Raw genomic sequence first — 17,497 nt, 5'->3', positions numbered from 1 at the left:
GCTCGCCCTAGTCGACGCCGCCCAGGCCGCGCGTCAGCGCGGCGGCCGACATAGGCTTGGCCAGGCGGAAGGCCTGGCCGGCCCACAGCGGGCTGAAGTCGCCGCGACCGGCCGCCTCCGCCGCCGCCCGCAACGGCGCCAGCGCCGTCCCGGCCGTCGGGAAGGCCGGGGCCAGGTCGGAGAGCGGGCCCAGCTCGGTCATCAGGCGATTGACGATCCCGCGCGCCGGACGGCCGGTGAACAGGTTGGTGATCGCCGTCGCCTCCTCGGCCGACTTCAGGGCCTCGCGGTGGACGGCCGAAACCTTGGCTTCCGGCGTCAGCAGATAGGCCGTGCCGACCTGTACGGCCTCAGCTCCCAGGGCGAAGGCGGCCAGCGCCCCGCGACGATCGGCGATCCCGCCCGCCGCGATCACCGGAACCGAGACGGCGTCGGCGATCCGGGGCAGCAGCGCGAACGTGCCGACCTGGGCGCCCATGTCGTCGGTGAGGAAGTTGCCGCGATGGCCGCCGGCCTCGGCCCCCATGGCGATGACCGCGTCGACGCCCCGGGCCTCCAGCCACTGGGCCTCGGCCAGGGTGGTGGCCGAGGACAGCACCTTGGCCCCGGTGCGCTTCACCCGGTCCAGCAGCGCGGGCGTCGGCAGGCCGAAATGGAAGCTGACCACCTCGGGTCGGTAGTCTTCCACCACCGCGCAGAAGGCCTCGTCGAACGGCGCGCGCCCACCGGCCGCGAGGGGTTGGTCCGGATCGAGCCCGGCCTCGACATAGTAGGGCGCCAGCCGGCGTCGCCACGCGGCCTGGCGCGCCGGATCCTCGGCCGGCGCGAGGTGGGTGAAGAAGTTGACGTTGATCGGACCGCTGGTCCCGGCCCGCACGGTGTCCAGCGCCGCGCGCAGCTCGGTCTCGGAATAGAGCGCGCTGGGCAGCGAGCCCAAGCCGCCGGCGTTACTGACGGCGATCACCATGTCCGGCGTTGTCGCGCCCGCCATCGGCGCCTGGATGACCGGCAGCTCGACGCCGAGAAGGTCGAGCAGGCGGCGGTGGTTCTGGAGGCTCATGAACAACGCTCCTGTTTCCGGATCGGGTCTCCGCCGAAGCGGTCGATGGTAGGTGCGGGAGGGGGCCGCGACGGCGCGCGGCCCCGAGGGTTCAGCCCTGTCCCGCCGCCCTTCGCCTACGGTACTCCAGGGCGGGCAGGCCGCCCCAGCCCCAGTTCTCCAGCTCGACCTCCTCGATGACCACGAAGGTCGAGTCGAGCGGCTTGTGCAGCACGTCGAGCAGCAACTGGCTGACCCCGGCGATCAGCGCGGCCTTTTCCTCGGCAGTGACGGCGTCGCGGCCGGGGCCGGAGCCTTCCCGCGTGACCTGGATGTTGACGATCGGCATGGCGGTTTCTCCCTCCAGCATTTTCGAGCGAAGCAGCTTCCGGTTCGCGTGAAGAAAATGCGCCAAAACAAGAGACTAGAGCTCCTGGCCTGATGCAATCAGGTCAGGAAACGCCCTAGTGACCAGCGCTTTGACCGCCGTCGACGTGCAGGATCTCGCCCGTCACGAAGCCGGCGGTTTCCAGATAGAGCACCGCCTCGACGACGTCGCGGATCTCGCCCAGGCGATTGACCGGATGCAGGCCGGCCAGGAAGGCGTGGGTTTCCGGCGCGTGCATCGGCGTCTTGATCACGCCGGGCGAGACGGCGTTGACGCGCACGCCCTTGCCGGCCAGCTCGATGGCCAGGGACTTCGTCGCCGAATTGATCCCGCCCTTGGTCAGGCTGGCCAGCACCGAGGGCACGTCGGCGATGGCGTGGTCGGTCAGGGTGGTGGTGATGCTGACGATGTGGCCCGAGCCCTGCTTGATCATCTCGGCGGCGACGCGCTGGGTGATGTGGAAGAACCCGACCAGGTTGGTCGAGAGATTGGCCTCGAAGTCCTCGGCGGTGAAGGCGGTGAACGGCTTGGCCGTGAAGATCCCGGCGTTGTTGACCAGGGTGTCGACCCGGCCGAAGCGGGCGACGGCCTCGGCCACCACGCGCTCGGCCGTCGTCGGATCGCCGATGTCGCCGGCCACGGCCAGGATGTCGGGATCGGACCCTTGCTTGATCGAGCGGGACGTCGCCACGACCCGATAGTCGCGGTCCCGATAGGCCTTCACCAGGCTGGCCCCGATGCCTTGCGATGCGCCGGTGACGATGGCGACCTTGCGTGCGTTGCTCATGACTTGCTTCCATGACGCCCGGCCCGCGGATCGCGGCCGGCGGTCTCGACGACCGATGGCGTCTATGTCGGCCCATCCGCGAAACGACTGAATACTCGTCGAACGGCGGTCAGCCTTCCGTAAAACGGAACAACGCCTAGCGCGGGACCAGGGCCTCGGCTTCCGCCGACAGCCGCGCGAACTCGGCCCTCAGCCGAGGCGCGGCGAAATCCAGGAAGGCGCGGACCTTCGGCGTCGAGGTCCGTCCCTGGGGCGTGATCAGATGCACCGGCAGCGAGGGCGGCTCGGCGTCGCGCAGCAGCAGGCGCAAGCTGCCGTCCAGCACGCGCTCGGCCACGTGATAGGTGTAGAGCCGGGTCACCCCGCAGCCCGCGACCGCCGAGGCCAGGGCCGCCCGGACGCTGTTGACCACCAGCCGCGGCTTGAAGTGCACCGACCGGGCGATCCCGCCGGCCGACGCGGGCGGGAAGACCCAGGTGTCGTGGCCGAAATGCGTGGTGGTGACGATCCGATGCCGGACCAGGTCGGCCGGTTCGTCGATGCGGGGATGCTCGGCCAGGTATCGCGGCGCGGCGGCGATCACCCGCTTGACGTCGCCGCCCACCCGGACCGCGACCATCGAGGAGTCGGGCAGCTGGCCCACCCGCAGGGCGACGTCGATCCCTTCCTCCACCAGACTGGCGTGGCGGTCGAGGAGGAGCAGGTTCACGGCCACGGCCGGATAGGCGTCCAGGAAGGCGTCGATGACCGGACGCAGGATCTCCTCGCCGCTGATCGGCGGCGCGGTGATGGTCAGGGTTCCGCGCGGGGCCGAGCGTTCGCCCAGGGCGATCAGGTCGGCCTCCTCCAGGTCGACCAGGATGCGCCGGCAGGCGGCGGCGTAGCGATCGCCCGCTTCGCTCAGCCTCAGCGAGCGCGTGGTGCGGTGCAGGAGTTCGGCGCCGACATGGTGCTCCAGAAAGGCGATCGCCCGGCTGACGGCGGCCGGCGAGCGGCCCAGCCGTCGCCCCGCCCCGGCCAGGCTGCCCTCGTCCAGGGCGGCGACAAACACCCGCATCGCCTCGATACGATCCATTCGATCTTCCGCTTGAAGCAAGATTGGCCGTTAGGAGCCGAGCATACCGCCGCTTGGCGGAACAATCCATGCCGCCCCTCCCCCTGCGGGCGCCCGCGTCGTACAACCGCGCCATGATCCTGACCGCCATCCTCGGCCTCGCGCCGATCATCATCGCCCTGCTGGCCGTCTCGGCGCTGTTCTCGGCCGCCGAGACCTCGCTGACCGCCGCCTCCCGGGCCCGCATGCACCAGCTGGAGCGCGAGGGCGACAAGCCGGCCAAGCGGGTCAACAAGCTGCTGTCCGACCAGGAGACGATGATCGGGGCGGTGCTGCTGGGCAACAACCTGGTCAACATCCTGGCCTCGGCCCTGGCGACCCAGGTGCTGACCGCCGCCATCCCCGGCCCCTGGGGCGTGGCGGCGGCGACCGGCGCGATGACCGTGCTGGTCCTGGTGTTCGCCGAGGTGCTGCCCAAGACCCTGGCGATCCTGAAGTCCGACGACGTGGCCCGCTTCCTGTCGGCCCCCACCCTGCTGGTGGTGCGGGTGTTCGGGCCGATCATCTACACGATCCAGTGGATCGTGCGCCGAACCCTGCGGCTGTTCGGGGTCAAGCTGGACATGGGGGTCGACGTGCTGGCCGCCCACGAGGAGATCCGCGGCGCGGTCGAGTACCACCACTCCGAAGGCGGGGTCGAAAGCGGCGACCGGCGGATGCTGGGCGGGGTGCTGGACCTGTCGGACATGGACGTCTCTGAGATCATGGTCCACCGCAAGTCGATCACCCTGATCGACGCCGACCTGCCGATCCGCGAACTGGTGGCCGAGGCCCTGGAGGCCCAGCACACCCGCATCCCGCTCTATCGCGAGAACCCCGACAACATCGTCGGCGTGCTGCACGCCCGCGACCTGCTGCGGGCCCTGGCAGCGGCCAACGGGGCGATCGACGACATCGACGTGGCCACCATCCAGCGCGAACCGTGGTTCATCCCCGACACCACCAACCTGAAGGACCAGCTCAACGCCTTCCTCAAGCGCCGCAGCCACTTCGCCCTGGTGGTCGACGAGTACGGCGCGCTGCAGGGCCTGGTGACCCTGGAGGACATCCTCGAGGAGATCGTCGGCGAGATCGAGGACGAGCACGACACCAAGGTCGAGGGCCTGCGTCCGCAAGCCGACGGCTCGGTGCATGTCGACGGCCACGTCACCGTCCGCGACCTCAACCGGGCCATGGACTGGCGCCTGCCGGAAGGCGACGCGGTGACCATCGCCGGCCTGGTGATCCACGAGGCCCAGACCATTCCGGAACCGGGCCAGATCTTCATCTTCCACCACCACCGCTTCCAGGTGCTGCGTCGCCAGCGCAACCAGGTCACCGGCCTGCGGATCAGCGGACGGCTGGACGAAAGCGCCCGCTAGCCGCTCCGTCGGCCACCCGACGCAACCGCTTGATTTTGGCGGTTTTCCGCAACGAACCGCTTTGAAGCGGCCCGGGTCGGGCGCAGGATGCGCTCCTCGGGAACCATCACCGTAGCGGCGCGTTGGTGAGCGCGCCCGGAAGACGGGCGTTTGGGGGGATCACGGGATTGGTCAAGGCTATGGGCCGCGCCGAAGAGGACGGGTTCGAGGACCTTGTCGCGCGCCTCAACGCGGCCGAAGAGGCCCTGGCCGAGGAGGTGCGCCGTTCGCGCGCCCTCAACCGCATCGCCGAGGCCATCGGGGCCGGGCACGACGCCGAGAACCTGGTCCAGACGGTCGTCGACGGCGGCGTCGAGCTGACCGGCGCCCAGTTCGGCGCGTTCTTCTACAACGTCGTCGACGAGGCCGGCGAAAGCTTCACGCTCTACAGCCTGTCGGGCGCGCCGCGCGCGGCTTTCGAAGCCTTCCCGATGCCGCGCAACACCGCCGTCTTCGCCCCGACCTTCAACGGCGAGGGCGTGGTGCGGTCGGACGACATCACCAAGGACCCCCGCTACGGCAGGAACGCGCCGCGCCGCGGCATGCCCGAGGGGCATCTGCCGGTGCGCAGCTATCTGGCCGTGCCGGTGGTCACCCGCGAAGGCGCCGTGCTGGGCGGCCTGTTCTTCGGCCATCCAGCGACGGGCCGCTTCGACGTGCGCGCCGAGACCCTGGTGGTCGGCCTGGCCGCCCAGGCGGCGGTCGCCATCGAGTCCGTGCGGTCCCACAACGCCGCCCAGGTCGAGCTGGCCCAGCGCCGCCGGGCCGAGGAGCGCCTGAAGTTCGCCCTGGACGCCGGCCGGCTGGGCTCATGGGAGCTGGACGTCGAGACCCGCGCCTACCTGGCCTCGGACATCTGCAAGGCCAATTACGGGCGCGGGCCCGACGACGACTTCGCGTTCGCCGACCTGATCGCCTCGGTGCATCCGGGCGACCGCGAGCGGATGACCGCCGCCATCGAGGCGGCCATCCGTCACGGCGCGGAATACGACATCGAGTACCGGGTTCGCACGCCGGCCGGCGAAACCCGCTGGGTGCACGCCCGCGGCCGGGCCGCCCAGACCACCGACCACGGCGGGGCCCGGCGCATGGCCGGCGTGTCGCTGGACGTCACCGAGCGCAAGCGCGCCGAGGAGCGCCAGAAGCTGCTGGTCAACGAGCTGAACCACCGCGTGAAGAACACCCTGGTCTCGGTGCAGTCGATCGCCAGCCAGACCCTGCGCACCACCGAGACGCCCGAGGCCTTCCGCGACGCCTTCGAGGGCCGGATCATGGCCCTGTCGCACACCCATAACCTGCTGACCGAGCAGAACTGGGAAGGCGTCAGCCTGCGCGAGATCTTCGATTTCGAGCTGGAGGCCTTCGCGGCCCGCGATCGCATCGAATTCAACTATGCCCAGGACCTGCAACTGAGCCCCAAGGCGACGGTGGCCTTGGGCATGGCGGTCCACGAATTGGCGACCAACGCGCTGAAATACGGCGCCCTGTCGGTTCCCGAGGGGACGGTGCGGGTGGTCTGGGCGTTGGAGTCTGGCGAGGTTCCCCACCTGCGCCTGACCTGGACCGAACAAGGCGGCCCTCCGGTCGCCCCGCCGACGCGTCACGGATTTGGCGCACGTCTTCTCGAAAAGGGCCTGGCGGGCGAACTGTCCGCCCAGGTCAACCTAGCCTATGATAGCCTTGGCCTCGTATGCACCATGAGGTTGCCGATCCGTGCTCTGGAGCCCTGAACAATGAAGACCCTCGCCGCCCTTAAGGTCCTGGTGGTCGAAGACGAGGCGCTGGTCTCGATGTTGGTGGAAGACATGCTCAGCGATCTTGGCTGCGTCGTGGTCGGTCCCGCCGCCGAGCTGGAGGAAGCCTTGCGCCTGGCCGGCAGCGCCGACATCGACGCGGCCCTGCTGGACGTCAATCTGGGGGGACGTCCGATCTTCCCGGTCGCCGACGCCCTGAAGGAGCGCGGCGTGCCGTTCGCCTTCGCCAGCGGCTATGGCGAGGCCGGCCTCTCGGAAGGCCACAAGGGCGCGACCGTGCTGCAGAAACCGTTCCGCGAAGCCGACCTGCGCAAGGTGCTGGAAGGCCTGGCCGCCCAGGTGGTCTAGCGCCGCCTCGCCTTCATCGACCTGCAAAAGAAAAAGGGGCGGACCGATGGTCCGCCCCTTCTGCTTTGGTCGTCGCGGCCGTCCTAGAGCCTGTCCGGGGACAGGCTCTAGTTCCGACACCTAGAAGCGACGGGTCAGGTTCACGAACACCTGACGGCCGATGTAGTCGTACTGGGTCGCGAAGGCGTAGCTGCCGACACGGCCGTAGGTGAAGTTGCCGCGGTCCTGCAGCGCCGGCGACACCTTGGGCGGCGCTTCGTTGAAGAGGTTGGTCACCCCCACGATGCCTTCCCACTTGTCGGCCTCATAGCGAACCGACAGGCCGTGGTACCACATCGCCTCGGCGTGGTTCTTGGCGATGAAGGCCGCGCCCTGCGGCGTCGTCAGGTTCGACGGCGGCGAGAGGTTGGTGCCGAACTGGTAGTCATAGTTCGACTGATGGCCCACGAACTCGGTCGACCAGGTGACGGTGAAGTCGTTCCAGCGGTAGCGCAGCTGGGTGTTGCCGACCACCTTCGGTTCGCCGATCACGCCGTTGAAGTCGTCCGTGTTGCCCGGGAAGAGCTCCTGGCTGTCTTCCAGCGTGTAGCTGAACTGGCCGTCCAGGGTCAGCTTGCCCGGGCCGATCTCGCGGTTGTAGCGGAACGTCAGGTCGATGCCGCGGCTCGTCTGGCTGACGATGTTGCGGAACGAGCCGTCGATCTCGGTGATGCCCAGATAGGTCTGCGAGGTCGGATCCAGGTCACGCGTGAACAGGGCGCAGAAGGGGTTGGTCGGGAAGTCAGCCGCCGCGTAGCACTGACCCACCACGGCCGCGCCGTTGCTGGTGACCTGATCGTTGACGTCGATCTCGTAGTAGTCGACCGCCACGTTGATGTCGGCGAAGTCCGGGGTCCAGATGAAGCCCGCGCTGAACGCCTTGGACTTCTCGGGCTTCAGGTTTTCGCCGCCGCCGGTGATGATGAACGCCGACGGGTTGGCGCCGCCGTAATCACCCGGAATGCCCTGCGCGGCGCAGTTGGCCGCGATGGTCGGGTTCGACACGCCGCCGCCTTCCGGCGGAGCGTAGCGGATGCAGGGGTCGACCGAGGCCTGCCCCAGGTAGCCGCCTTGGTCGCCCAGGAAGCGCTCGAACAACGCCGGGGCGCGGAACGAGGTGCCATAGCTGGTGCGCAGCCGGTAGGCGTTGGTGATCTGCCAGTTCAGACCGGCCTTGTAGGTGTAGTTGGTGCCGTAGGAGTCGTAGTCCGACACCCGGCCCGACAGGTTCGCGGTCAGGGATTCGACCGCCGGCAGGGCCTTCAGGAGCGGCGCTTCCAGTTCGCCGTAGCCTTCCCAGACGGTGTCGCTGCCCTTCGTGCGGCTGGCGGTGGCCAGGTTGTAGAAGTTCTGGGCGGTGAGGTCCGGACCCGGCTTGTCGTCGAGCTTGTCATGACGGTACGACACGCCGAACGCGCCCGACAGCGGGCCGGCCGGCAGCTTGAACAGGTCGCCCGTCACCGAGAACTCGCCGATGGTCTGTTCGTAGTCGGTGACGCCCTTGTCGGTCAGCTTCAGATAGGCGTAGTCGTCCGGCGTGAGGTTGCCGGTCGATAGCACTTGATCGGAGAACAGGTTGATGTGGCGCACGCCGGCGGGGATCGGCGTGAAGTCGCTGGTCGCCCAGTCGCCGCCGATGCCGGCCAGGAACTTCTCGCTGTCGATGCCCGTCAGGCTGTATTTGCCGTGGTTCTTCGAATAGCTGAGATAGCCGTCCCAGGTCCAACCGTTGAGGAAGCCCAGGCCCTCGCCGAACTTGCCGCGCAGGCCCGCGATGCCGCGAACCACGGTCACATCCTGGGTGAACTTGTACGGCGTCAGAGCCAGGGCCTGAGGCGCGTAGAGGCCCACGCCCGAGATCGTCTGGGCGGCGTTGGCCCAGGACGCGCCGGCGCAGTTGAACGGGTTCACATCGCATGGCGCTTCCGGCGCGATGATCGGGAACAGCTGCTGGATATTGGTCTGGGACGACTTGCGCTGGTGGCCCAGGAACTCGCCATAGGCCTCGCCGAAGTTCAGGTCGTACTGACCGTCGGCATAGATGGTGTAGCGCTTGGTCGGCGAGATGAAGTCGACGTTACGCTCCAGGGCGTTGACCGAATCGCGGTCGTTCAGCGGCGCGAACCGGTAGCCCGGCAGACGCGGGTCGGCGGCGGACGCGGCGACGATCGGTGGGTTGGCCGGATAGGCCGGACCGTCGGTCGAGATCTTGGCCCGGCTGCCGTAGAAGGCGCCCGACGAGGAATAGACCGGGATGTAGTTGAACTGGGCGCCGGACGGGCCCAGGCACTTGAAGGTGCCGGTGTCGACGTCGATCCAGTCGTTGCGCGCGCCGGTGGTCGGGTTGAAGCTGTACTGCTCCTGGCACATCAGGTCCTTGCGGTCGCCGAACTTGAGCGCCTTCTGCTCGTAGTACTGGCCGCTGATCTGGAAACGCCCCTTGTCCAGCACCTTACCGTAGGCGCCGCTGAAGGTGTATTCGTTGCCGCCGTCGCCGCCGCCGCCGAACTTGCCCGAGGCTTCCAGGCGGCCGCCGTCCAGCTTGTTGCGGGTGATGACGTTGACGACGCCGGCCACGGCGTCCGAGCCGTAGATCGACGAAGCGCCGTCCTTCAGGATTTCATACCGGTCGACGATCGCGTCGGGCAGGATGTTCAGGTCGACGGCCGCGACCGCGCCCTGGGTGCCCGCCGGGGGCAGGCGCCGGCCGTTCAGCAGCACCAGGGTGCGCTGGTCGCCCAGGCCGCGCAGCGAGACGGTGTTCACGCCGCCGCCGCCGTTGACGACGAAGCCGGTGAACTGGCTGTTGATCTGAGTCGAACCGGCCGAGACCGAGGCGCCCTGCAGGATCTCGCTGCCGCTGACCAGACCGGCCAGGGTCGATCCTTCGGTGGTGATCACCTGGACCGGCGAGATGCTGTTGAACTCGTTGCGGCGAATCCGCGAACCGGTGACCACCAGTTCGTCGACTTCCGTCCCATCCGGAGCGGCGGCGGGCGGGGCGGCGGTCGTGTCCTGGGCCGCCGCGAAGGTCGGCGCGCCCACCACGATCGCGCCGGCGATCATGGTCGTGCACAATAGGGTTTTACGTAAGAACATTTTTACTCCCCGCGCTGAAGAAGCCTTGCGACATGGCGTCCCCCAAGGCTCAAGCGGCCAGTTAGGCAGGTCAAAAGCCGCGCTTCAACGAACGCGATGGGCGACCGGTGATTTCTTGCGCCACGAGTTACAATTTAGTCACATGGGCGCCACAATGGCTTAGCTTAGCCGTATTTCGTGCCTTTCTTGGGCATGCCTCGCTACCTGGCGTATTTGGATTTCCTGCAACGACCCAGGATTGCGATACATCGCCGCCACATTGCGGACACCCGCAAACTGTCGCTACCGTCGGGACAGTCGGTTCATTCCAATGAGGGTCACGTGCGGACTCAATCCAAGAAACTGCTGATGGCCATGGCCGCGGCGACCTGCCTGGGCCTGGCCTCGGCGGCGACCCTTTGCGCGCCGGCCGCCCTGGCCGCGGCGCCCAGCGCCAAGGACTTCTCGCGCTACGCCGCGTTGTCGGACGTGGTGATCTCGCCGGACGGCCTGCATATCGCCGGCCTGATCTCCACCGACGGCGAGGAACGCCTGCTGGCCGTCTGGGAGACCGCCCACCCCGACCGCCAGCCGTTCATCATCGCCTCGCGGCACATGCGGCTGATGAGCGTCGAGTTCGTCAAGAACGACCGGCTGGCGATCGTCGTGCAGCAGACCCTGACCGTCGGCTCCATGAAGGGTCACCTGGAAAAGATCTACATCACCGACCTGAAGGGCCAGGACTGGAAGCCGGCCCTGCCGGAGGAGCGCGCCACCAGCGACAGCGCCGAGTTCGAGAAACAGGCGGGCAGCCCGGCGATCCTCAGCCACCTGCCCGGCGATCCGCAGCATATCCTGGTGATGGACACCAGCACCGACGGCGAAGGCGACGTCTATCGGGCCAACATCTACAACGGCACGGCCGAGCGTGTGGAGCGCGGTTCGGAGAAGTTCGGAGACCTGCAGGCCGACGCCAAGGGCGAAATCCGCGCCAAGGTCGAGCTGGACTTCGAGGACGGCAAGGCGGTCTACATCCAGTGGATCAAGAACCCGAAAGGGCAGTGGGAGCCGCACTTCCGCTCCTACTTCAAGGACCGCAACATCTTCGGCGTCGCCGGTTTCAGCGACGACCCCAACATCGTCTACGTGGCGGGCCGCCAGCCCGGCGCGGACAAGACCGGGATCTACGTCTACGACGTCACGGCCAAGAAGATCGTCGAACCGGCCTTCGAGCATAAGCTGTTCGACGCCCGCGGGGTGGTCGAGGACGAGTCCGACCGCCTGCTGGGCTTCAGCTACCAGGGCGCCAGCAACAGCATCTATTGGGTCGATCCGCAGATGGCGGCGATGGACAAGGGCGTCCGCGCGGCGCTGGGGGTCAAGACCACGCCCCTGGCCTGGACCGACCCGGGCACCGGGCAGAAGGCCAAGATCAGCGTCGCCGACGGCGCCGACCTGTCGGTGGATTCGTGGTCGGACGACCATGGCACGATCATCGTGCGGAAGTCGGGCCCCAAGGAGCCTGGCGACTACTACCTGTTCACCAAGGACGGCAAGCTGTCGCTGCTGGGCAAGGAGCGCCCGTGGATCAAGCCCGACACGCTCGGCGACACCCGGCTGATCGAATACACGGCGCGTGACGGCCTGGTGATTCCCGGCTTCCTGACCACGCCCCCGCCTTCCGCCGGTCCGGGCCCCTATCCGACGATCATCCTGCCGCATGGCGGTCCCTGGTCGCGCGACACCCTCGGCTGGGATCCGGGCGGTTGGACCCAGTACTTCGCCAGCCGGGGCTACGCGGTGCTGCAACCCCAGTTCCGCGGCAGCGAGGGCTGGGGCCGCAAGCTCTGGACCGCCGGCGACAACGAGTGGGGCCAGAAGATGCAGGACGACAAGGACGACGGCGCCAAGTGGCTGATCGACCAGAAGATCGCCGACCCCAAGCGCGTCGCCATGTTCGGTTATTCCTACGGCGGCTATTCGGCCCTGGCCGCCAGCATCCGCCCCAACGGCCTCTACCAGTGCGCGGTGTCGGGCGCGGGCGGCAGCCTGGCCGACATGAAGCGGGTCACGGCCGACAGCCGCACCATGCGGGAATACCAGCGCCCGTTCGTGGGCGGTCTGGACGCCATCCAGCACGCCGGCGAGGCCCAGATCCCGATCTTCCTGTACCACGGCGAGCGCGACACCAATGTCGACATCAAGGACTCGCGGCGCTTCATCGCCGGGCTGAAGGCGGCGAACAAGCCCTACAAGTGGTTGGAAATCAAGGACATGGGCCACCCGTACATGACCATGACCCCGGCCATGATGGAGACCCAGCTCGTCGAGATCGAGAAGTTCTTCCAGAACGAGTGCAAGCCCGGCGGCCTCTAGCGGCCAGGCGATCAACGGCGAAGGGGCGGCGGAAACGTCGCCCCTTTTTCTTGGCCCTAGTCCAGGTCGCGGGGTCCGAACGAATCGGGCAGCAGGCTCCAGAACGGCGTGCGGCGCGTGGCCTTGCCGCCCTGGACCGAGACGATCTCGCAGGTGTCCGTGGCGAACTCGGCGATGCGCTGGCGGCAGGCGCCGCAGGGCTGGACCACGGCGTCGGAGCCGGCGGCGATCAGCACCTTGGCGATTCCCCGCCCGCCGGCCGTGACCATCGCCCCGATCGCCGTCTGCTCGGCGCAGGTGCCGGACGGATAGGCGGCGTTCTCGACATTGACCCCCAGATGGGCGCGGCCGTCCTCGTCGATCACCACGGCGGCCACCGTGAAGTTCGAATATCGGGCGTAGGATCGCGCCAGCAGGGCCGGCAAGGCGGCCGCCAGTTCGTCCTCGTCCGGGCCGGAAGGGGAAACGGAAAGAATTTCGCGCGCGCTCATGCCGTGATTTGCCTCTCCGGCAGGGTCGCGCCGGGCGGAGAGGCAATCAGTCGCGGGGCCCGCTTGCAAGCCCGATTTCGCGCGCCGGGCTCAGGCCTCGCCCGGCGCCCTGGCGACGATCGAAAGGGCGTGCACGGGACCCGCCATTTCCTCGGCAAGAGCCTGAAAAATCAGGCGTTGGCGGGCCACCCGGGCCTTACCGGCAAAGGCCTGGGCCTCGATCAGCAGGTTGAAGTGGCTCTCCCCGCCCTCGCGGTGTCCGGCATGGCCATGGTGGCGGTCGCTGTCGTCGACAACCTCCAGCCTCGTGGGCGAAAAAGCGGTGGTCAGTTTGGCGGCGATGGCATCGGCGACGGCGCCCATGATGGCTTCCTTGCTTGTCAATCCTTGAACGGAAATAGCTGCGGCTTACTCTAAGCGCCATGAGCGCCGACTTCGAATATCGCCCCAAGTTTTTCGACATCCGTGTCCGCCCCCCGAAATCGCCGGAGGAGGCGGCTCGGGAGAACGACGTCTTCGCCCTGAAACCGGGCGAAGTGCGTTGCGATCACCCCGAGTGCCGCTCGGCCGCCACGGCCAAGGCGCCCAAGTCGCGCGACATGCCGGGGGTCTACTACAATTTCTGCCAGCGCCACGCGGCCGAGTACAACAAGAACTGGAACTTCTACGCCGGCATGAGCGAGGGCCAGATCCGCGCATCGCAGGAAAAAGAGAAGATGACCGGCGGCCGGCCCACCTGGTCGATGAAGGCCGACGCCAACTCGCGCGAAGCCGCCGCCGCCGCCGCCCGCGACGCCCGCCACGTCAACGATCCGTTCGGCCTGTTCCGCGCCCAGCAGCGCAAGGCCGAGTCGGCCGCCTCGGGCCGCGCCCTGGGCAAGCTGGAGCGCCAGGCCCTGGCGGACCTGGACCTGGAAGCCGGCGCCGACGGTGCGGCGATCCGCGCCCGCTACAAGGACCTGCTCAAGCGCTGCCACCCGGACATGAACGGCGGCGACCGCAGCGCCGAGCACAAGCTCCAGCGGGTGATCAAGGCCTACAAGACCCTGCAGAAGTCCGGGCTGGCGAAGTAGGGTTCAGCTTCCCCCCGGGTTTTTGGAGAGGGAGCCGAACCTCCGCTCCCAGGCCCACGCCGCCACCCAGCAGGCCATGGCCCAGGCCGCGCCCAGGCTCCAGCCCGCCAGCACGTCGCTGGTCCAGTGGACGCCCAGATAGATCCGCGACGCGCCGACCAGCAGGCTGAGCAGCACCGCCGCGCCCAGGGCCAGGGCCTTGACCCGCTTGCGGGGCGCGAACCGGGCCGCCAGGGCGCCCAGGGTCAGGAATACCACGGCCGACAGCATGGCGTGGCCGGACGGGAAGCTGGGATTGGCCGCCTCGACCGCGCGATAGACCAGGTCCGGCCGCTCGCGCCCGAACAGCTGCTTCAGGCCCTGGCTGATCGCCACCCCGCCGCCGGCCCCGATCAGCACCACCAGGGCCTCGCTCCAGCGTTTCAGGCTCAGCATCAGGGCCAGGGCCAGGACCACGATCAGTCCCAGCACGGTCACCGACCCCAGGGCCGTGATGTCGGCCGCCGCCACGTGCAGCCACTTGGGACCTATCAGGCTGTTGGGATCGCCCGGCAGCCGCAGGGCCTTGAGGACCGCCAGGTCGAAGGCGGTCGTGTCGCCCTCGGCCACATCCTCGGATAGGTCCAGGAACGCCAGCGCGCCGCCCGCCAGCACCAGCAAGGCCGCCACGGCGCCGAGCTCGTTTCGCGCCGCGGCCAGCAGTCGCGGCAAATCCCGGCGAGGTTGAAAGGAGGGAAAACGCATCATGTGCAAGTGAACGCACAAAAATCGAATTCGCGCCCGCCAGTATTCTGGGGCGGCCACGAAATGTTTCGGCCTCGAAACAAGATGAACCATTCCTGACCAGCGCCGTTCATGTCCGGTCCAAACCACTCTCGCTAGTGTCGGACTATCGAAGAGGTTCGGCAGTGTCGGACTGCCACACAACAGGAAAGGACCTCGTTATGAAGCGTCTGATCATCACCACCCTGGCCGCCACCCTGCTGGCCGGTACGGCTCTATCGGGGACCGCCATGGCCGCCGGCCAACGTTACGACGACCGCGGCCGCTACGACCAACGTCACGATAGCCGCGATCACGATCGCCGCGACTACGGCCACGATCGTCGCGACTACGCCCATGACCGTCGGGACGACCGCCGCGAATATCGTCACTGGCAGCGCGGCCAGCGCCTGGACGCCCGCTATCGCGACAACCGCTACTATGTGAACGACTATCGTCGTCACGGCCTGCGCGCCCCGCCCCGCGGCTATCGCTGGCAGCGCGTGGACGACAGCTACATCCTGGCCGCCGTGGCCACCGGCCTGATCGCCTCGGTGATCATCGCCAACAACTAGGCCCTTTCCCAGGAGCCTCATCGAGCGCCCCGGACGGCTTCGCCGCCCGGGGCGTTTGCGTTTTTTCAAGCCTGAAAGGCCCCTCGCCCCTTCCCCTCCCTGGGGTCAAGGCGGTAATCGGAAAGCATGCCCGACCTGACCGACAGCCACGCCGCCGATCCCCTGATCACCCTGGCCCCCGACAAGTGGGTCACGCTTCGTGACGCGTTCGGCGTCGACAGCGACATGAAGGTTCCGTTCTTCAGCCACAAGGACAGCCACGTCCCCGAGGTCGATACCGCCTACAAGTTCGATCCCCAGACGACCAAGGCGATCTGCGCCGGCTTCGCCCATGACCGCCGGGTGATGGTCCAGGGCTATCACGGCACCGGCAAGTCGACCCACATCGAGCAGATCGCCGCCCGGCTGAACTGGCCGCTGGTGCGGGTGAACCTCGACAGCCACGTCTCGCGCATCGACCTGGTCGGCAAGGACGCCATCGTCCTGAAGGACGGCAAGCAGGTCACCGAGTTCCGAGAAGGCATCCTGCCGTGGGCCCTGCAACGCCCGATCGCCCTGGTGTTCGACGAATACGACGCCGGCCGCCCGGACGTGATGTTCGTCATCCAGCGCGTGCTGGAGGCCGGCGGCAAGCTGACCCTGCTGGACCAGAACCGGGTGATCCGCGCCAATCCCTATTTCCGGCTGTTCTCGACGACCAACACCATCGGTCTGGGCGACACTACGGGCCTCTATCACGGCACCCAACAGATCAACCAAGGCCAGATGGACCGCTGGAGCATCGTCACGACGCTCAACTACCTCGACCACGACGTCGAGGCCGGCATCGTCCTGGCCAAGAACCCGTCCTACGACACCGCCGAGGGCAAGCGCACGATCGCCGCCATGGTCCGCGTCGCCGACATGACCCGCAACGCCTTCATGAACGGCGACATCTCGACCGTCATGAGCCCGCGCACGGTGATCACCTGGGCCCAGAACGCCGAGATTTTCGACAAGGACATCGGCCTGGCCTTCCGCCTGACCTTCCTGAACAAGTGCGACGAGCTGGAACGCCCGACCGTGGCCGAGTTCTACCAGCGCGCGTTCGGGACCGACCTGCCCGAGAGCGCGGCGCGGGTGAAGGTGGCTTAAGATCTTCCCTCTCCCCCCGCGGGAGAGGGTGGCCTCCGAAGGAGGTCGGGTGAGGGGTTGAAGATTCGAACCGCCGCGATCAGCCGAAAGGCCAGTCGCGGCGGCGTCGTTTGAGAAACCCCTCATCCGTCGGCTGCGCCGACACCTTCTCCCGCAAGGGGAGAAGGATCAAAGCCCATCCGTCCAAGACTTCCCGCTTGGAACCGTGGCCTTCGAGGCGCAGTTTCTGTGAGCCAATCTGAACGGAGCCATGCCCATGACCGACATCACCTACAACATCGTCGAGCACGACGGCGGCTGGGCCTACAAGGTGGGCGACGTGTTCTCCGAGACCTTCAAGACCCATGACGCCGCCCTCCACGCGGCGCAGCGCGCGGCCGGCGAGCAGCGCGTGGCCGGCGAAGAGACCGGCATCTCCTACGAAGACGCCCGGGGTCAGTGGCACAACGAACTGTCGGCCGGCGACGACCGCCCCACGACCCAGGTGGTCGACGGCAAGAAGTAGGCCCTCAGTCCGGCGCGACCTCGCCCACATCCGCGAGGTCGCAGCCGACCACCATCAGGCGGACCTGGCCGTCCCAGACCTCGATCCGCGAGCAGCTGCGATGCTCGGCCAGCAGCTTGCGGGCGTGAGCGGCGAGGTCTTCGCCGGCGTCGAGCACCCGCACGTCGAGGAACGGCGAGCGGCCGTCGGTCGTCAAGGCCACGAAGGTGTAGGTCTGCCCCATATGCGCTCGCCCGCCCAGGGCGAAGGAACGCCATGACGACGGCCCTTCGCTAGGCCGCGAGCCTAATGCGATGGCGAAAGCGCCGTCGGTCAGCTTCCCGACATTCCACGTGGGGGTCGACGGGCGCAGACCCATGGGCGCACCTGAACTCCGCACGGCGTTCGCCGCTAGAGCGCTGATCTTGCTGGCTTAAATCTTTATTCCCCTCACCCTTTCGCGGCGCCCGTATCCTGATCCCACCTCGTCGCATGGAAAGGGCGCAAGGCCAGCGACCAATGCGGCGGCGGGGGGCGATCGAGCGGGGACAGGCGCGAGGGGGTTACTCGCGCGGTCCGGGGACTTCCATCGTTGGGGAGCCCGCCCGCCGTCGGCGTCGAACGGGGACAAAGCGCGTGTATTAGCGCGTGTATT

The 17,497-nt window shown here is 67.9% G+C and carries 17 protein-coding genes; 8 read left to right on the top strand and 9 right to left on the bottom strand.

Annotated elements, in window-relative coordinates; genetic code table 11:
• Window positions 1–7: 7 nt before the first annotated feature.
• The 4 genes from AC1DMQ_RS13490 to AC1DMQ_RS13475 form a co-directional block, all read right to left on the bottom strand.
• Window positions 8–1,060, bottom strand: coding sequence for an NAD(P)H-dependent flavin oxidoreductase (locus tag AC1DMQ_RS13490; RefSeq protein WP_477034071.1), 1,053 nt, complete (start codon window positions 1,058–1,060; stop codon window positions 8–10).
• Window positions 1,061–1,151: 91 nt separating this feature from the next.
• A complete protein-coding gene (locus AC1DMQ_RS13485) occupies window positions 1,152–1,388 on the bottom strand; it encodes a tautomerase family protein (RefSeq protein ID WP_477034070.1) in 237 nt (78 codons plus the stop codon).
• A gap of 115 nt (window positions 1,389–1,503) precedes the next feature.
• A complete protein-coding gene (locus AC1DMQ_RS13480; RefSeq protein ID WP_477034069.1) occupies window positions 1,504–2,214 on the bottom strand; it encodes an SDR family NAD(P)-dependent oxidoreductase in 711 nt (236 codons plus the stop codon).
• Window positions 2,215–2,350: 136 nt separating this feature from the next.
• Window positions 2,351–3,289 carry a LysR family transcriptional regulator gene (locus AC1DMQ_RS13475; RefSeq protein WP_477034068.1) on the bottom strand — a complete coding sequence of 313 codons (939 nt, stop codon included), beginning with the start codon at window positions 3,287–3,289 and terminating at the stop codon, window positions 2,351–2,353.
• Window positions 3,290–3,405: 116 nt separating this feature from the next.
• Between AC1DMQ_RS13475 and AC1DMQ_RS13470 the strand changes: the two genes are divergently transcribed.
• The 3 genes from AC1DMQ_RS13470 (at window position 3,406) to AC1DMQ_RS13460 (ending at window position 6,830) form a co-directional block, all read left to right on the top strand.
• Window positions 3,406–4,689, top strand: a complete 1,284-nt coding sequence (locus tag AC1DMQ_RS13470) for an HlyC/CorC family transporter (protein WP_477034211.1) — start codon at window positions 3,406–3,408, stop codon at window positions 4,687–4,689.
• A gap of 179 nt (window positions 4,690–4,868) precedes the next feature.
• Window positions 4,869–6,458, top strand: coding sequence for a sensor histidine kinase (locus AC1DMQ_RS13465; protein ID WP_477034067.1), 1,590 nt, complete (start codon window positions 4,869–4,871; stop codon window positions 6,456–6,458).
• Between the two features lie 3 nt (window positions 6,459–6,461).
• Window positions 6,462–6,830 carry a response regulator gene (locus tag AC1DMQ_RS13460; RefSeq protein WP_165184675.1) on the top strand — a complete coding sequence of 123 codons (369 nt, stop codon included), beginning with the start codon at window positions 6,462–6,464 and terminating at the stop codon, window positions 6,828–6,830.
• Between the two features lie 120 nt (window positions 6,831–6,950).
• Here the strand turns inward: AC1DMQ_RS13460 and AC1DMQ_RS13455 are convergent, their stop codons facing one another.
• Window positions 6,951–9,968: a TonB-dependent receptor plug domain-containing protein gene (locus AC1DMQ_RS13455; protein ID WP_477034066.1), complete on the bottom strand. Its 3,018-nt coding sequence runs from the start codon at window positions 9,966–9,968 to the stop codon at window positions 6,951–6,953.
• Between the two features lie 321 nt (window positions 9,969–10,289).
• On the opposite strand from AC1DMQ_RS13455, the gene AC1DMQ_RS13450 reads away from it, so the two are divergent.
• On the top strand, window positions 10,290–12,323 hold the full coding sequence (locus AC1DMQ_RS13450; protein ID WP_477034065.1) for an alpha/beta hydrolase family protein: 2,034 nt from the start codon (window positions 10,290–10,292) through the stop codon (window positions 12,321–12,323).
• A 56-nt stretch (window positions 12,324–12,379) separates the two neighbouring features.
• Here the strand turns inward: AC1DMQ_RS13450 and cdd are convergent, their stop codons facing one another.
• The gene (gene cdd / locus AC1DMQ_RS13445; RefSeq protein ID WP_477034064.1) at window positions 12,380–12,814 is read right to left on the bottom strand and encodes a cytidine deaminase; all 435 of its coding nucleotides are present in this window, start codon (window positions 12,812–12,814) and stop codon (window positions 12,380–12,382) included.
• Window positions 12,815–12,904: 90 nt separating this feature from the next.
• Window positions 12,905–13,177, bottom strand: coding sequence for a BolA family protein (locus AC1DMQ_RS13440; protein WP_477034063.1), 273 nt, complete (start codon window positions 13,175–13,177; stop codon window positions 12,905–12,907).
• Window positions 13,178–13,236: 59 nt separating this feature from the next.
• On the opposite strand from AC1DMQ_RS13440, the gene AC1DMQ_RS13435 reads away from it, so the two are divergent.
• A complete protein-coding gene (locus AC1DMQ_RS13435) occupies window positions 13,237–13,887 on the top strand; it encodes a J domain-containing protein (RefSeq protein ID WP_477034062.1) in 651 nt (216 codons plus the stop codon).
• 3 nt (window positions 13,888–13,890) lie between these two features.
• Here the strand turns inward: AC1DMQ_RS13435 and AC1DMQ_RS13430 are convergent, their stop codons facing one another.
• Entirely contained in the window at window positions 13,891–14,631 is a 741-nt protein-coding gene (locus AC1DMQ_RS13430) for a phosphatase PAP2 family protein (protein WP_477034210.1), read from the bottom strand.
• A gap of 200 nt (window positions 14,632–14,831) precedes the next feature.
• On the opposite strand from AC1DMQ_RS13430, the gene AC1DMQ_RS13425 reads away from it, so the two are divergent.
• The 3 genes from AC1DMQ_RS13425 to AC1DMQ_RS13415 all read left to right on the top strand — a co-directional run bounded on the left by AC1DMQ_RS13425 (window position 14,832) and on the right by AC1DMQ_RS13415 (window position 16,863).
• Window positions 14,832–15,224: an RcnB family protein gene (locus AC1DMQ_RS13425; RefSeq protein ID WP_477034061.1), complete on the top strand. Its 393-nt coding sequence runs from the start codon at window positions 14,832–14,834 to the stop codon at window positions 15,222–15,224.
• A 126-nt stretch (window positions 15,225–15,350) separates the two neighbouring features.
• Window positions 15,351–16,358 carry a cobaltochelatase subunit CobS gene (gene cobS / locus AC1DMQ_RS13420; protein ID WP_477034060.1) on the top strand — a complete coding sequence of 336 codons (1,008 nt, stop codon included), beginning with the start codon at window positions 15,351–15,353 and terminating at the stop codon, window positions 16,356–16,358.
• Between the two features lie 256 nt (window positions 16,359–16,614).
• Entirely contained in the window at window positions 16,615–16,863 is a 249-nt protein-coding gene (locus AC1DMQ_RS13415; RefSeq protein ID WP_477034059.1) for a DUF2188 domain-containing protein, read from the top strand.
• 4 nt (window positions 16,864–16,867) lie between these two features.
• Here the strand turns inward: AC1DMQ_RS13415 and AC1DMQ_RS13410 are convergent, their stop codons facing one another.
• On the bottom strand, window positions 16,868–17,086 hold the full coding sequence (locus tag AC1DMQ_RS13410; protein ID WP_477034058.1) for a hypothetical protein: 219 nt from the start codon (window positions 17,084–17,086) through the stop codon (window positions 16,868–16,870).
• Between the last annotated feature and the right edge of the window lie 411 nt (window positions 17,087–17,497).

This window comes from Caulobacter sp. 05L422, assembly GCF_056397765.1.
The sequence above is the reverse complement of the archived record's forward strand: the minus strand, read 5'-3'. Positions and strand labels throughout refer to the sequence as shown.

Bases quoted from the DNA above. Each gene is read 5' to 3' on its own strand.
- AC1DMQ_RS13430 (WP_477034210.1), bottom strand. From the start codon at position 14,631: ATGCGTTTTCCCTCCTTTCAACCTCGCCGGGATTTGCCGCGACTGCTG.
- AC1DMQ_RS13440 (WP_477034063.1), bottom strand. From the start codon at position 13,177: ATGGGCGCCGTCGCCGATGCCATCGCCGCCAAACTGACCACCGCTTTT.
- AC1DMQ_RS13415 (WP_477034059.1), top strand. From the start codon at position 16,615: ATGACCGACATCACCTACAACATCGTCGAGCACGACGGCGGCTGGGCC.
- AC1DMQ_RS13490 (WP_477034071.1), bottom strand. From the start codon at position 1,060: ATGAGCCTCCAGAACCACCGCCGCCTGCTCGACCTTCTCGGCGTCGAG.
- AC1DMQ_RS13435 (WP_477034062.1), top strand. From the start codon at position 13,237: ATGAGCGCCGACTTCGAATATCGCCCCAAGTTTTTCGACATCCGTGTC.
- cdd (WP_477034064.1), bottom strand. From the start codon at position 12,814: ATGAGCGCGCGCGAAATTCTTTCCGTTTCCCCTTCCGGCCCGGACGAG.
- cobS (WP_477034060.1), top strand. From the start codon at position 15,351: ATGCCCGACCTGACCGACAGCCACGCCGCCGATCCCCTGATCACCCTG.
- AC1DMQ_RS13410 (WP_477034058.1), bottom strand. From the start codon at position 17,086: ATGGGGCAGACCTACACCTTCGTGGCCTTGACGACCGACGGCCGCTCG.
- AC1DMQ_RS13460 (WP_165184675.1), top strand. From the start codon at position 6,462: ATGAAGACCCTCGCCGCCCTTAAGGTCCTGGTGGTCGAAGACGAGGCG.
- AC1DMQ_RS13485 (WP_477034070.1), bottom strand. From the start codon at position 1,388: ATGCCGATCGTCAACATCCAGGTCACGCGGGAAGGCTCCGGCCCCGGC.
- AC1DMQ_RS13425 (WP_477034061.1), top strand. From the start codon at position 14,832: ATGAAGCGTCTGATCATCACCACCCTGGCCGCCACCCTGCTGGCCGGT.
- AC1DMQ_RS13475 (WP_477034068.1), bottom strand. From the start codon at position 3,289: ATGGATCGTATCGAGGCGATGCGGGTGTTTGTCGCCGCCCTGGACGAG.
- AC1DMQ_RS13465 (WP_477034067.1), top strand. From the start codon at position 4,869: ATGGGCCGCGCCGAAGAGGACGGGTTCGAGGACCTTGTCGCGCGCCTC.
- AC1DMQ_RS13480 (WP_477034069.1), bottom strand. From the start codon at position 2,214: ATGAGCAACGCACGCAAGGTCGCCATCGTCACCGGCGCATCGCAAGGC.
- AC1DMQ_RS13455 (WP_477034066.1), bottom strand. From the start codon at position 9,968: ATGTTCTTACGTAAAACCCTATTGTGCACGACCATGATCGCCGGCGCG.